At 45.2% G+C, this 14089-nt stretch carries 11 protein-coding genes and 1 pseudogene; 5 read left to right on the forward strand and 7 right to left on the reverse strand.

Annotation, left to right across the window (positions count from 1 at the left end):
• Positions 1-9: 9 nt before the first annotated feature.
• Positions 10-2718 (reverse strand): bifunctional acetate--CoA ligase family protein/GNAT family N-acetyltransferase, encoded by a 2709-nt coding sequence (locus VL20_RS03305; RefSeq protein ID WP_052275606.1) that lies wholly within the window; start codon positions 2716-2718, stop codon positions 10-12.
• Between the two features lie 333 nt (positions 2719-3051).
• Between VL20_RS03305 and gcvH the strand changes: the two genes are divergently transcribed.
• The 3 genes from gcvH to VL20_RS03320 all read left to right on the forward strand — a co-directional run bounded on the left by gcvH (position 3052) and on the right by VL20_RS03320 (position 5602).
• Positions 3052-3447, forward strand: coding sequence for a glycine cleavage system protein GcvH (gene gcvH / locus VL20_RS03310; RefSeq protein WP_002737085.1), 396 nt, complete (start codon positions 3052-3054; stop codon positions 3445-3447).
• Between the two features lie 159 nt (positions 3448-3606).
• Positions 3607-4779, forward strand: coding sequence for a molybdopterin-synthase adenylyltransferase MoeB (gene moeB / locus VL20_RS03315; RefSeq protein ID WP_052275607.1), 1173 nt, complete (start codon positions 3607-3609; stop codon positions 4777-4779).
• Positions 4780-5020: 241 nt separating this feature from the next.
• A complete protein-coding gene (locus VL20_RS03320) occupies positions 5021-5602 on the forward strand; it encodes a hypothetical protein (RefSeq protein WP_052275608.1) in 582 nt (193 codons plus the stop codon).
• Between the two features lie 155 nt (positions 5603-5757).
• Here VL20_RS03320 and VL20_RS03325 read toward each other — a convergent pair.
• A pseudogene (locus VL20_RS03325) lies at positions 5758-7061 on the reverse strand (ABC transporter substrate-binding protein).
• Between the two features lie 128 nt (positions 7062-7189).
• Here VL20_RS03325 and VL20_RS32185 point away from each other — a divergent pair.
• Positions 7190-7312 (forward strand): hypothetical protein, encoded by a 123-nt coding sequence (locus VL20_RS32185; protein WP_284525989.1) that lies wholly within the window; start codon positions 7190-7192, stop codon positions 7310-7312.
• 291 nt (positions 7313-7603) lie between these two features.
• Here VL20_RS32185 and ctpA read toward each other — a convergent pair whose 3' ends face one another.
• Positions 7604-8842 (reverse strand): carboxyl-terminal processing protease CtpA, encoded by a 1239-nt coding sequence (ctpA, locus tag VL20_RS03330; protein WP_002787753.1) that lies wholly within the window; start codon positions 8840-8842, stop codon positions 7604-7606.
• A gap of 228 nt (positions 8843-9070) precedes the next feature.
• Here ctpA and VL20_RS32190 point away from each other — a divergent pair, with 228 nt between their 5' ends.
• A complete protein-coding gene (locus VL20_RS32190; RefSeq protein WP_249264847.1) occupies positions 9071-9283 on the forward strand; it encodes a hypothetical protein in 213 nt (70 codons plus the stop codon).
• An 84-nt stretch (positions 9284-9367) separates the two neighbouring features.
• Here the strand turns inward: VL20_RS32190 and VL20_RS03335 are convergent, their stop codons facing one another.
• From VL20_RS03335 to VL20_RS03350, 4 genes are all read right to left on the reverse strand, one after another.
• Positions 9368-10411 (reverse strand): IS630 family transposase, encoded by a 1044-nt coding sequence (locus tag VL20_RS03335; protein WP_128575128.1) that lies wholly within the window; start codon positions 10409-10411, stop codon positions 9368-9370.
• A gap of 351 nt (positions 10412-10762) precedes the next feature.
• Positions 10763-11842, reverse strand: coding sequence for a class II fructose-bisphosphate aldolase (fba, locus tag VL20_RS03340; protein ID WP_002744497.1), 1080 nt, complete (start codon positions 11840-11842; stop codon positions 10763-10765).
• Positions 11843-11974: 132 nt separating this feature from the next.
• On the reverse strand, positions 11975-13102 hold the full coding sequence (locus VL20_RS03345) for an aldo/keto reductase (protein WP_052275609.1): 1128 nt from the start codon (positions 13100-13102) through the stop codon (positions 11975-11977).
• Between the two features lie 170 nt (positions 13103-13272).
• Entirely contained in the window at positions 13273-13773 is a 501-nt protein-coding gene (locus tag VL20_RS03350; protein WP_052275610.1) for a bifunctional nuclease family protein, read from the reverse strand.
• Positions 13774-14089 lie beyond the last annotated feature (316 nt).

Here is a 14089-nt window from a genome sequence, read left to right on the forward strand (position 1 = left end):
AAAAAGGCTTCATAATTCAAGTTCCGCTTTGACAAAATCGGCAGTTTTATAGAGAGAAAACCCTACTTTGGCGGCTATCATCTGCATAGCACGGTTATCCCTTAAAATTTCCCCTTCAATTCCCTCTAATCCTTCCTTTTTGCCAATAGTAACCAAGCGACGTAGTAATTCTGTACCAATTCCTTGACCTTGATAGTCATCCCTAACTAATAGGTCAAATTCCGCCACATTAACGCCATGCAGTTTATTTAAGCGTCCTATAGCGATAATTTCTGGCTCTTCCGTCTGATCTTTATTAATCTCTACCACTAAGCTCATTACTCGATCATAATCGATAAAACAAATGCGCGTAAGACGATCATAAGCGGTTTGGCGATCGAGATTGACAAGATGAAAATAACGATAATAAATGGTTTCTTCCGAGAGATAATGGTGAAATTGTCGCACTAAAGGCTCATCTGCTGCCTGAATTGGACGAATTAGCACTTTTAAGCCTCTTTTCGTCGTCCAAGGTTCTATATAATGTTCGGGATAGGGACGAATCGCCGGATGAGATAACTTTTCTGGGGGTGTAGTTGGAGGATGAAGAAGGATAGAAGCGGAAAGGGCGATTAATTGCTCTGAATCGGCAAAAAAGGGATTAATATCGATAGTTTTAATGCGAGGTTGTTCACTGACCAGGTGACTAAATTTAACGATTATTTGCTCTAAATTCGCTAAATTAAGCGATTTAATCCCATTTAGTCCCTGAAAAGCCCGATAAATCTTGGTTTTTTCTAAAAGTCGGCGAGCGAGATTAGTATTTAAAGGAGGTAGAGCGGTGGCGTAATCTTGAAAAATATCGACTAAACGGCCACCAGTACCAAAAATTATCACCGGTCCGCACTGATCATCGTAATTAGAGCCGATAATTAACTCATATCCTCGATCGATTTCTAACATCGGTTGAATAATCACTCCGAGAAAATGCTCCCCACCCACTTGTGCGCTAATATTAGCTTCGATCGCCTGATATGCTTGTACCACTGCCCTAGGGGAAAAAAGCGGCAATTGTACCCCACCCACCGCACTTTTATGGATAATCGTCCTCGAATACAGTTTCATCACCACGGGATAACCGAGAGATTCAGCGAGATTAACTGCTTCTGCGGCACTTTCGGCAATTTTAGTGACAATAACAGGGATTCCATAAGCTTTCAGTATATCTAAAGACTCTGGCTCACTGAGAATTGTTCTATCCCCTGCTTGCTCGATAATCTGGCTCACTAAAACTCGATCGGAGCCATTTTCCTGAGAATTGGTTAAAATTGGCGTTTGATAAAGACCGCGCAGATTCTCTTCATATTTCCAGAGCAAATTAAACACCCTGGCGGCCGAATCGGGATAGCGATAGGTGGGGATACCCTGCTGATTTAATAACGCTACTCCCTCTGCAATGCCATCTCCCCCCATCAAACTTGCTAAAATGGGTTTTTTGCTATTTTGAGCGATTGAAGCGATTCTAAAGGCAATTTCTCGCAGATCGGTGTTAAAGCGAGGCGAGAGAATCATCAACACCGCGTCGGTATGTGCATCCGCTAAAGCGATCTCTAGGGCGCGAGCGTAGCTATCGGGATCGCTGCCGCGACGCAGATCGATGGGATTTTGGGGGACGATATCCGTGGGAACAAGAGGCGCTAGTTTTCCGATCGTTGCGGGGGTAAGGGTTGCCAGTTGTCCATCTTCCGCCAGTAAAGCCGAGGCCGCTAAAAGAGCGGGAGCAAAACCATTGCTGATGATTGTCAAGCGTTTTCCCCGGGGAAATCGGGGAATTTTCGCTAAAACTTGCGTGATATTCAAGAGATCGGCCAGTCTTTGTACTTCCACGATGCCACAGCGAGCAAAGGCAGCGGAGAGAGTTAGCTGATCGCTGGTTAATTTGCCAGCATGGGAAAGAGAAGTGGGGTCAAAGTCGGTACTGTGGCGACTAATGGCGATAATTGGTTTATTTAGGGCAACTTCTCGGGCTGAGGACAGAAAAGAGCGGGCATTATTCAGGGATTCCAAGTAGATAACGATGCTTTTGGTTTGGGGATCGTCTCCTAAATAATAGAGTAATTCGCCCCAATCCACATCTAAAAGGACTCCGAGGGAGATAAAGTGACTAAAACCGACATTTTCGCTTAAACTCCAATCAAGCACGGCAGCAGCGATCGCCCCACTTTGACTAATCAGGGCAATTGAACCGGTTTTCGGCAGGATGGGGGAAAAGGTGGCGTTAAGATTTTGGCTTATATTGCAGATTCCTGAGCTATGGGGACCGATTATGCGTAATTTTTGACCAGCGATCGCTTTAATTTCCCTAAGTAAATTTTCCCCTGTCTGTCCAGTTTCCCGAAAACCCGTGGAGAGAATCAGGGCGCATTTAACCTGTTTTTCGACAGATTGGGCGATAATAGCGGGAATTTCGGGAGCGGGGGCGGTGATAATTACCAGATCGATCGCCGCCTGGATATCCTCTAAACTGCTATAGGTGGGAAGATCGAGCCAGTTTTCGGGGTGAGGATTAACTAGATAAAGGCGGTGCTGACCGGGATTATGATGGAGATTATGTAAAAGAGTGCGATCAAGTTGGGGATTTTGGCGATTAAATCCCACCACAGCGATGGTTTTTGGCTCAAAAAAGGCTCTTATGGTTTGATGTTCGCCACCACGAGGCTCTAAGATGGGATTTAACATAAGTGGGTGGGTGGAATTAAATATAAGATGAACGTAGGTTGGGTTGAAGCATGAAACCCAACGCCCGCATGGGTTACGCTACCGCTAACCCATCCTACAAATAATTGTGCCTCCCTACTTAAGTAGGCTAGGAGGTATTTAAACCGGTTATTGTTCCAGTGTTCCGGTGTTCCCCGATCAACCTAGACCAATTCTAGCTGTTTAATCAGGGTTCGATCGGTGTAATTAATTTTGTCTAGGTAGCGATCGGCAATAAAACAGCCCTAGCCGATGAACATTTTCCCCAAGAGATCTAGTAAACTAACTGATGCTGTAAATATTTAGAGACAGACGATGGAACTGGAATATCCCGAGGATTTGAGATACCTAGAAACCCACGAATACGTCAGACTCGAAGGTGAAATCGCTACCTTGGGAATTAGTGCTTTTGCCGTCGATCAATTGGGTGATATCGTGTTTCTAGAATTGCCCGAATTGGGAGAAGCGCTAGAAGTAGGTAGTAGTTTCGGCACGATCGAATCGGTAAAAGCGGTAGAAGATCTTTATCCTCCCGTCTCGGGGACCGTAGTTGATCGCAATCAAGCGATGATTGACTCCCCCGAATTAATTGCCGATGATCCCCACGGGGAGGGTTGGTTATTAAAAGTGCGGGTAGAAAATCCCGATACTGCCTTGGCTGATACCCTCTCCGCTAGTGAATACCGCGCCCAAGTAGCAGGGGAAAGTTAACTAATATTAACAACAGGGAGCCAGACCCTCACACTATCATAGGCATAGAAAGAATTGAAAATCCAGGAAGCGATCGAGTCTTCCTGATTTTTGTCTCTAAACCGTGCTGAGACGAAATTCTTGCCCGAATCGAGTCAGGTTTCACTATTTACCCAATCTATGCTAAATCCTAATCTCGCGGCGATCGAACTTTCCAAAGAGGAGGTTCAACGCTACTCTCGACACATTATTCTGCCCGAAGTGGGCTTAGAAGGTCAAAAAAAACTAAAAGCCGCCAGTGTTCTCTGCATCGGCACCGGGGGACTCGGTTCCCCGCTTTTACTCTATCTAGCGGCGGCTGGCATCGGTAGAATCGGTATTGTTGACTTCGATATCGTCGATAGTTCCAATCTGCAACGTCAAATTATTCACGGCACTTCCTGGGTAGGTAAACCGAAAATTGTTTCCGCTAAGGACAGAATTCTAGAAATTAACCCCTATTGTCAGGTGGATTTGTACGAAACCCGCATAAGTTCCGAAAATGCCCTTGACATTTTAGCCCCCTATGATGTAATCATCGACGGGACGGATAATTTCCCCACCCGTTATCTGACTAATGATGCTTGTGTTCTTCTCGACAAACCCAACGTCTATGGCTCAATTTTCCGCTTTGAAGGACAGGCAACCGTTTTTAACTACCAAGGCGGTCCCAACTACCGCGATCTCTATCCCGAACCGCCACCACCGGGGATGGTTCCCTCCTGTGCGGAAGGCGGCGTTTTAGGGGTTTTACCCGGAGTAATCGGCACAATTCAAGCCACAGAAGCCATTAAAATTATCCTTGGCGCTCCGGATACCCTCAGTGGTCGTTTACTGCTCTACAATGCTTGGGAAATGAAATTCCGCGAGTTAAAATTGCGTCCGAATCCCATCCGTCCCGTCATTGAAAAATTAATTGATTACGAACAATTCTGCGGTATTCCGCAAGCAAAAGCACAAGAAGCAGCAGAACAGCAAAAAATGACAGAAATTACCGTAGTAGAGTTAAAGGAACTACTTGACAGCAATGCCAATGATTACATTCTCATCGATGTGCGTAATCCCAACGAGTACCAAATCGCTAATATCCCCAACTCGGTATTAATTCCCCTACCCGATATCGAAAATGGTGCGGCAATTCCCAAAATTAAGGAATTAGTCAACGGTTATCGTCTTATCGCCCATTGTAAGATGGGGGGACGTTCCGCTAAAGCCCTCGCTATCCTCAAAGAGGCAGGTATCGAAGGAATTAACGTCAAAGGTGGCATCAGCGCCTGGAGTCGCGAAGTCGATTCTTCTGTACCAGAATACTAATTTTGGCTCTTTGGTTTTGGGGGTTGGGTGTTAGGGTTTTGGGGTATTAGTTGAATTTCCCCATTCCCTATCCCCCCATCTCCCTAGGGTTGATTCAAGGTAGGGTTGATTCATGAATCAACCCTACCCCATCTCCCCATCTCCCCATCTCCCCATCTCCCCATCTCCCCATTCCCCCATTGCCCGTGAATCTGTTAAAATCAAGGCCAGTTAGCCTTAAAATCCTCGGTGTGAGCGAACGATGAAAAACCATATTAAAAAAATTGCTAGTTGGAGCGCGATCGCTACTATTTCCCTTGGCTTAGTAGAAATGAACCGAACAGCGATCGCATTTGGCAACAATAATCAATTTAGTGCCTGTATCAGTCAGATTGTCGGCACGGGAGTCAGTCCCCAAGATGCCGCCACCGCTTGTTCAGAAGCATTAATTCCTAAAGAATTATCCCGCTGTGTGGCGATGATTAAATCCAAAACCCCGATCGATGGTAATCTGGCTCTGCAAGCTTGTTTTCAAGTGCGTCGTCCCATCGACCTAGGTAATTGTGTGGTCGATATCCATCGCGCTGCCCCCTTATTTGCCACTAATTCCCTCAAACAAACGGAAACAGCCAAGGAACCCGATAAATTAGGGATTTCTAAACAGATTTTAGATTCCTGTCGTCAAAGTTTATTACCCGGTCGCTTTTCCGAGTGCGTTATCGCTGTCAGTCGTGGTGTGGACAAAAATAATCCCTCCCAAGCTTTACAAACCTGTTTAAGTGCCGAGGATTTCCCCAGAGATCTATTCCCCAGTTATCCCCAAAATCAAGACCAGAGACTTTAATCAAGATTATTTCCACGAATATCCCAGAGATTCCCTACCCAGACTCGTTGAGCGGTAGGGAAGGGTAAACTTGATGCTGATTTGGTGGGAGCTAGAAACATTCCCCTCAGAGCCTTACTGAGGGTATGCTGAAAAACTTTTTCAGCATACCCTAATTACTGATTGGGTGTCACCTTATCGATAACCTTGAGAGTGCCGTCATCCTTAACAGTCCAGACATCGTAACTACCGACCACATCGCCATTTTCATCGATATCCACATTGCCACTGGCCCCCTGATAGTTAATATCCTCGCCTTTGCGAATCATTTCCATGGCTTGACAAGCATCGGTTACTTCCGTCCCCGGACCATTAGCCACCTCACGAATCTTGCTTTGAATCCCTTCACCAGTGTTAGATTTAGCCGCCTCAGCTGCTAACATCAATAAAACCGCCGCGTCCCAAGTATGGGGAACAAAAGCGGTGACATCCTTGCCAGTTTTTTCCTTCCAGAGAGTAGTAAAAGCGCTTAAAGCTTGACCGTCGGCCCCAGGGACTGTACCTAGGGCGCCGGCAATAATTGACTTACCATCGGTTCCTTTCCCCACCTGTTTGGTGAAATCTTCCGAATAAACCCCATCGGTGAGGAGGACAGTAACTCCTTTGGTCAACCCCTGTTTATAGGCCGCTTGTAGTAATAAACTACCCGTTTCAGCGTAAAGGACTGCCGCTACAGCATCCGGTTGGTTAGCGAAGGCAGCCGCCGCTTCACTATCGAGAGTGGCAGCTTTCGGGTCATAACGGACAGGATTTTGCTTATTAGTGATAGTGCCGCCTAATTTATCGAAAGCGCTCACGAATTCCCGTTCAAATCCGACTCCATAATCGTTATTGATCACGACGGTGGCCACATTTTGAAAACCCTTTTTCTTAGCTAGGACCGCTAAAGCTTGAGCTTGGTAGGTGTCTGGGGGAGCCGTCCGCGCCCAAAAACCTTGAAAATCGCCTTTTTTCGCCCTGTCAGTAAATACAGGACTGGTGCTACCCGGAGAGACTAACATAACTTTCTTTCTCACCGCCACATCGACGGCTGCTCCTGAGACGCTACTGGCAAAGGAACCGATCACACCGGCTACTTTATCCACCTCCGCTAGTTTCGTCATCGCTGAAGCACCAGCAGCGGGATCGGTTTGGTCATCTTCTTTCACGAGGGTGACGGGTTTGCCATTGACTCCACCACAGGCATTGATAGTCTCCACCGCTAGGGCGGCTGCTTCGGGCATATTTTGACCAATAGCGGCTAAATCTCCAGTAATGGGCAGTAATGCTCCTAATTTTAAGCCCTCATCACCGGGGCAGTGGTGGTGGGACTAGAGGCGTTGTTATTCGGGGTTTGGGCATTATTACAAGCGGTTAAAAAATTAGCTAAGACGCTGATACTCAGGGTTAGGGCTAGGGGCGATCGAATATATCTCTGCATGGCGTTAAGATCAAGGATGAGTTAAGGTTGCAAGGTTGAAAAACCCGGACTGGGAAAATTCTAATCGATGTTAGCATTCTCTCCAAATCAAACAGGTTTTCATCTTAATTTAGATATTGATGGAAAAAATGGCTAATTTGTTCGACCTATGCCGTCGGGTGTGGGGAAGTGGGGTGTGGGGAAATGGGGAAATGGGGAAATGGGGAAATGGGGAAATGGGGAAATGGGGAAATGGGGAAATGGGGAAGTAGAGCATTTGGCTGAAATTTCCCTAAACCCCTAAACCCCTAAATGGCTCTTCGGTTTGTGTTATGCAATGGACGGGGTTTATAAGGGATGGAACCCTTATGTAAAAAGGCATTTGGCGATTTTTGTCAATTGTTTTTGTCTAGAGCGAACTAATCAATTAAGTCTCTTGCCAGATAAGGATTTAGTCGATTTATGCCCCCCGATCGAACTATACCAAGTAACGAAGAATCCTGAAAACTCGCATCTGATAACTGGTAACTGATAACTGGTAACTGATAACTGAAAACCCCACTTTAGGAAGCTTTGGCTAAAACGGTGTTCTGGTTTAAAAACTGAATCGCCGTTTGGTATTGACTATCTTTTTCGGTGCCGATTTCCTCATAGGTGATCGGTTCCTGTGCCACCACTTGATCGGGGATAATTCCTAACTTATGAATATCATGGTGGGCGGGAGTTTCATATTTGGCGACGGTAATCGCTAATCCTGCCCCATCGGGTAACTCGAATAGGGACTGAATTAATCCCTTACCGAAAGTCTTTTCTCCCACTAAAACTCCCCGTTGATTGTCCTGTAATGCTCCAGCTAAAATCTCGCTGGCACTGGCGGTTCCCTGATTGACTAAAACGACTAAAGGCGAGTCGGTTAAAGCATTACCAGAAGCGGCAAAACTATCGGCAATTCCCTCGCGATTAACCGTATAAACGATCGTTCCCTGATTAATCCACATCCGAGCGATTTCTATGCCCGCTTGCAGTAAACCACCGGGGTTATTTCTTAAATCTAAAATATAACCCTTGGCTCCTTGTTTTTGTAGGTTCGTCACAGCTTCCGAGACTTCTTTGGCAGCGTTAGCACTAAATTGATTTAAGCGCACATAACCGATGGGCAAGGAACTAGAATTTTTATCTAAAACCGCTACCACTGGACTTAAAGAAATGCGTTGACGGGTTAAAGATAGGGTTTTTGGTTGACTTTTTTGATAGGGAAGAATGACTAAGGAAACTTCTGTTCCGGCGGTCCCGCGCATTTTGGCCGCCGCCGCATCGAGGGTTAAAGTAGTGGTATCGATACCATCAATAAACAAAATGCGATCGTGGCTAGTTAAACCAGCGGCCTCAGCAGGAGAACCGGCAAGGGGGGCAACTACTTCTAAGTAACCATTATCGGGATTGATATTAATTTGCAGTCCTACCCCCGATAATTCCCCCGTGGTGCTAATTTGTAGGTTATGGTATTGATCCGGTCGCAGGAGACGGGTAAAGGGTTCATCGAGGGTGGCTAACATCTGTTCGATCGCATTATAGGCCGCCGTCCGATCGTTGAGGGGTTTTTTGATGAATTGTTCCCGCACCTGCCACCAGTTTTGATGATTAAATGTGTCATCATAATAAGATTGGTTGACTAATCGCCAAGATTGTAGTAATAATTTTTGTTCTTCGCTAAAGGCGGCTGCTGTGGGTGTCCATGCCATCCAAGTCAGACAAAACCAAAATCCCACTAATAATCCCACCCACAAAGATTTTTTTCTCATCTTGCTTCTCTTATAAATCAAGTGCTGATCTGCTGATTATTTTCAGTATAGTCTTTTCTCTGAAATCGATTGGCTCTCTTATTCTTTGGCTCTTCTCGACTTTGTGTGATAATTTTTGCTTATGGAGTCGTGAAATGCTTATTGGGCAAGACTTTTAGGGCTATTTTGCGGATATTCTATCAGTATAGACCTCGTTTCCACACAGAAACCAGAAGAGCCATTCTTTGTGTGATCAGTTTAACTTATATAGGAGCGATCAATCTTTGTGTCCTTTGTGTCTTTGTGGTTCGTTCCACTCGCTGGGTGCATCTCATTTTTGTAAATCTACCAATTGGGATTTTTACGGGGAAACTCTTGGCTAAGATCGGGCATTACTTTCGGTTTTATCGCTCAATCCCAGCTTTTGGGGGGTTCTATCCCCCAAACCACCCGTTTGGGTAGGGTTGATTCATGAATCAACCCTACCCAAACCCCGGAGCGCATGAGCTTTTCGGTGGGATGCTTACACGCAGCTGCTGATATACTTTAGACGTTCATAATCTGAGATTTATTAAACTTCTGAAATCGTAGAGTCAGCAAGGAATCCAGTTCTTTTTTATGTTTCAGATGGGCATCATTCAGACATTCATAAATAGCTGAAGAAAAGTCAGAAAAGTTCTCATAATATTTACCATATAAACATTTCTTTTTGACCAATTTCCACAGCCTTTCAATTAAATTTAGATTAGGTGAATAAGACGGCAGATAGAGCAGCTCTATTGACAAAGAAAGAGCCAATTCTTCAATAATTTTACATTTTTGATAGCGGGCATTATCTAAGACTAGAGTGATGGGAATCATTAGTCCTAAAGCAGCTATTTTTGACCGGAGTTCACAGACTTGAGTTGCCGTAATATAAGTGTCATTCGTAACCAGAATAACTTCATGAGTTATTGCATTTAATGCTCCTAAAACATTGAAGCGTTTACGCCCGCTCGGTGACTTAACAAAAAGTCTCTCAAAACACCAAACAAAACCGAGAAATGCTCCCATGACGAAGTGAGCGGCATCAACAAAAAAAACAGCCCTTTTTCCTTCTTTTGCCTCATTTAGTCTGGGTTCTAGCTTTTTTTCTTTGTAGTCCTCTTGTTCATCTGGGTCAGCTTTAGAAGGAAGAGAACCTACTTTTAAACATTTCATTCCCATTGATTTTAAAAATTTTCTCACTTGGGTAGGACTTCGTTTTATTCCCGTCAATTCTTCTATCCTATATACAGCTTCATTTATTGTGGCTGCTGGATTTTTCTCGAAGTATTTTTTGAGGGTTTCTTTTTGAAACTCTAATTCACTTTTAGGGCGATAGAAGTTGATTTCTTTTAATTTTTCTATTCCGCCTTCTTGATAATCGCGAAGATAGGTTAATAAGGTATTTGGCGAGATTCCTGCTAACTGACAAATTTTTTGGTGCGGTATCTTTTGGCTTTTTAACCAGAGAACTTCCATCTTCAGTTGAACCCGGGGATGGGGATGATGAAATCTTTCATAATACAGTGAGTTCTTTTCTTCTTCCGTGAATTCTAGGTTAATCATGTTTTTAATGAGTGCTTTGCTTCTAATTATGACTCTTAAACTATATTATTGTCCTTGAGTAAAAAATGCAAGTTGTAGCCGTGCAAAGTATATATTTGTAATCATCTAAGAGTCACTGATAATTGCTGATTGTCGGTATTCCCGCAAATGTGAGATGCACCCCACTCACTCGCTGGCGGAACTGTATCTTAGAATACATTTTACCCACCAAACCCAAGAGAGCCATCGATTCTTATCTGACAACTCTTTCCCTTGAAGGCATTCCCATAAAAAAGAGGGTAGTTATGGTTAACTACCCCAAAAAATTCTACTAGATCGGTGCCATTAAGCGATCGCTTAATTGTTCAGCTACTAGACAGCCACAACTTTTTTGCTGACTTGGGTTAATTGCCCTTTAGCATATTTGGCTGCGTAGTCATCGAGGGACATTTGTTTGATTTTGCTGGCGTTACCGGCGGTACCAAATTGTTGATAGCGATCGGCACAAACTTTCTGCATATAGGTGATCGAGGGTTTCAGGAAGAAACGGGGATCAAACTCTTTCGGGTTGCTGAATAGTGCTTCCCGAACTGCGGCGGTAATTGCTAAACGGCAGTCGGTGTCGATATTGATTTTACGCACACCACTCTTGATGCCTTTTTGGATTTCTTCCACGGGAACACCGTAGGTTTCAGGGATAGCGCCACCGAATTGGTTGATTAATTCGAGGAGATCTTCAGGAACCGAGGAAGAACCGTGCATAACCAAGTGAGTATTGGGTAAGCGGTTATGAATTTCTTCAATACGGCTAATAGCGAGAATTTCGCCGGTGGGTTTGCGGGTAAATTTGTAAGCGCCGTGGCTAGTACCAATGGCTACTGCTAAAGCATCTACTTGAGTTCTTTCGACGAAATCCACCGCTTCATCGGGATCGGTTAACAGCATCGAGTGATCTAATTCTCCCTCAAAACCGTGGCCGTCTTCCGCTTCTCCTTTACCAGTTTCTAGGGAACCTAAACAACCGAGTTCCCCTTCCACACTAGCACCGATCGAGTGAGCAACTTTTACTACTTCAGCAGTAACGTTAACGTTGTACTCGTAGGTGGCGGGAGTTTTAGCATCCGCTTCTAAGGAACCATCCATCATGACACTGGTGAAACCGTTACGGATCGCCGAGTAGCAGGTGGCGGGTTCGTTACCGTGATCTTGGTGCATCACGATGGGGATATGAGGATAGGTTTCCACCGCGGCGGTGATCAGGTGACGCAGGAAGTTTTCCCCTGCATATTTGCGCGCACCGCGAGAAGCTTGCAGGATAACGGGGCTATCGGTGGCTGCCGCCGCTTGCATGATCGCTTGGATCTGCTCCATATTATTTACGTTAAAAGCGGGGATGCCATATCCGTTCTCAGCCGCGTGATCCAACAATAACCGCATGGGGACGAGTGCCATATCCTTTACTCCTTAATCTATTTCTTGTTTTTTGTCTCTTTAAATTCAAGAAAGTTAATTCTCTTACCTGTTAATCTTAAGATAGTTTTTACACTTTGACGATCCCCAAAAAAAATTTTTTCGGGTTTCGTCCTAAGATGACCACAATCTCCGTTGCGCCGGTCCCTTAAGTAGTTCGTGTGTATCAAATAGCAGTCGGGGAATGGGCAATTTTTCCGGGCAGCGAGGTAAACAATCACCGCATTCAGTACAATTATTGGCCTTGCGTCCGGGGAACCAATGACCGGCATTTTCCAGCATTCGATAGCGATACTGACCAAAATCGGTCATTTCGTAAGCTACTGCCAGATTCCGCAGTCTCAACACTTCGGGGATATTAATATTTTCGGGACAGGGTAAACATTGATAACATTGGCTACATAAATCTGTAGCCAATTTATCGGTTAAATGTGCCTCTAAACGCTTAAAAACGGCAATTTCTGCCGCATCTAGGGGCTGATCTCCTTCGCATACGTTAATAATTGCCTCTAATTCCTCCGGTATCGCTGCCCCGACGCTGAGGGTAGTAATGCGCGGATCGCTCAATAAAAAGCGATAATTTAGCTCTAGGGGTGAAAAAGGAGCGCATAATTCCTCTAGCTTCTTGGGAGGTCTGTGGAGACCACCTCCCTTATCAGCAGGGGAAATAATAAACACACCCATGTCCTTTGCTTGGGCTAAAGCGATCGCCGGTTGCTGTCTTTGCCAAAAAAAATAGTAATGGATATTGACAAAAGCGAAGAAATCTGTATTGATCGTCTCGAGAATAATTTCTAGGGGTGCATGGGTAGAAAAGCCAATATGACCAATTTTTCCAGCTTCTTGGGCCAGAAAAACGGCTTTCATGCAGCCTTGCGGGTCTTTAATCCAGTTTAAATGCTCGCGGGTGTTAATACCGTGAATTGCTAGACAATCGAGGTAATTTAATTGTAATCGTTCTAGGGATTCGGCGATCGCTTTTTCCATAGTTTGGCGATCGGGAGTGGGGACCAATTTCGTGGTCAGATAAACCCGCTCCCGCACCCCTTGACGCTGCAGGTAGCGACCGAGAAAAACTTCGCTATTACCGTAACCTCTGGCCGTTTCTAGGTGATTAATCCCCAATTCTAGGGCGCGATCGACTGTTGCAGTAAACACCGACTCTGAGGACAAACAGCGCATTGTCCCCAGGGAAAACAGCGAAAATTGCCAATTAGTACGGCCAAATCGTCGATAACGCATTGATTCAGTTATCAGTTATCAGTTATCAGTTACCAGTTGTTAGTTAGAAGGTATTGGGGGATGGGGTGTGGGGGTGATGGGGTGATGGGGTGATGGGGAAGTGGGGAGAATAAATAAAAATAATCTCCTGTCGACCGTCGACCGTCTCCTGAATCCTGTCTCCTGAATGTTCACTGATCACTAAAATCACCGTGACGTTGGATCAGGTCTGAGGGGCTAAGATTGGAGACGAAATTGCGAAAAGCTTGACGTTCCTGCTCATCCGCGTCACGATCGACAGGAATAGAAGCGGAAGCGATCACTTCTTCCATTACCCAGACAGGACTGTTGGTACGCAGAGCAATGGCGATCGCATCACTGGGACGACAATCGATTTCTTTTTTGACTTCGCCGCGCTGGAGACAGAGAACAGCATAAAAGGTATTATCTTGGAGAGAATGGATGATAATCTTTTCTAAATCCATGTCCCAAACTTTAAAAATATTAGCGATCAAATCGTGGGTGAGGGGACGAGGGGGTTTTTGTTGTTCGAGGACGGTGATAATGGCCTTAGCCTGATCTTGTCCGATGTAGATAGGTAGGGCGCGACGCTCGGAACCATCCTTGAGTAGTACAATGGGACTGCGAGTGATAGCGTCTAGGGCAATTCCAGCGACTTTCATTTCGATCATGACTATGGCTTCTCCAATATAGAGATTCAGCTAGGGAAGGAGTGGGAAAGCAACCTGAATAATATAGTGCTTCGTTACACTCACAGTATGCCCTAAGATGGCAGAGATTAGCCTCATCTTTATTGACATCCTCGCCGCACTTTTAGGGCGGCGATTCCTAAACCTCACGATTTAAGTTTCTGCTTCCACCACCGTCGCATACCACAGTTAAAAAACCATGTACTGTCTTACACAGAGTCCACAGACTTTCGCCCCATTTCAGAAGCCCGATTCCCTGTGTCCCACGGTACGTTGACCGCCTATAGCTTCTTGTACT

It is taken from the genome of Microcystis panniformis FACHB-1757 (genome assembly GCF_001264245.1).
GTDB classification, from domain to species: Bacteria; Cyanobacteriota; Cyanobacteriia; order Cyanobacteriales; family Microcystaceae; genus Microcystis; species Microcystis panniformis.

Excerpts from the sequence above, each read along its gene's own strand:
- VL20_RS03305 (WP_052275606.1), bottom strand. The coding sequence starts at position 2,718 with ATGTTAAATCCCATCTTAGAGCCTCGTGGTGGCGAACATCAAACCATA.
- gcvH (WP_002737085.1), top strand. The coding sequence starts at position 3,052 with ATGGAACTGGAATATCCCGAGGATTTGAGATACCTAGAAACCCACGAA.
- moeB (WP_052275607.1), top strand. The coding sequence starts at position 3,607 with ATGCTAAATCCTAATCTCGCGGCGATCGAACTTTCCAAAGAGGAGGTT.
- VL20_RS03320 (WP_052275608.1), top strand. The coding sequence starts at position 5,021 with ATGAAAAACCATATTAAAAAAATTGCTAGTTGGAGCGCGATCGCTACT.
- VL20_RS32185 (WP_284525989.1), top strand. The coding sequence starts at position 7,190 with ATGGCTAATTTGTTCGACCTATGCCGTCGGGTGTGGGGAAGTGGGGTG.
- ctpA (WP_002787753.1), bottom strand. The coding sequence starts at position 8,842 with ATGAGAAAAAAATCTTTGTGGGTGGGATTATTAGTGGGATTTTGGTTT.
- VL20_RS03335 (WP_128575128.1), bottom strand. The coding sequence starts at position 10,411 with ATGATTAACCTAGAATTCACGGAAGAAGAAAAGAACTCACTGTATTAT.
- fba (WP_002744497.1), bottom strand. The coding sequence starts at position 11,842 with ATGGCACTCGTCCCCATGCGGTTATTGTTGGATCACGCGGCTGAGAAC.
- VL20_RS03345 (WP_052275609.1), bottom strand. The coding sequence starts at position 13,102 with ATGCGTTATCGACGATTTGGCCGTACTAATTGGCAATTTTCGCTGTTT.
- VL20_RS03350 (WP_052275610.1), bottom strand. The coding sequence starts at position 13,773 with ATGATCGAAATGAAAGTCGCTGGAATTGCCCTAGACGCTATCACTCGC.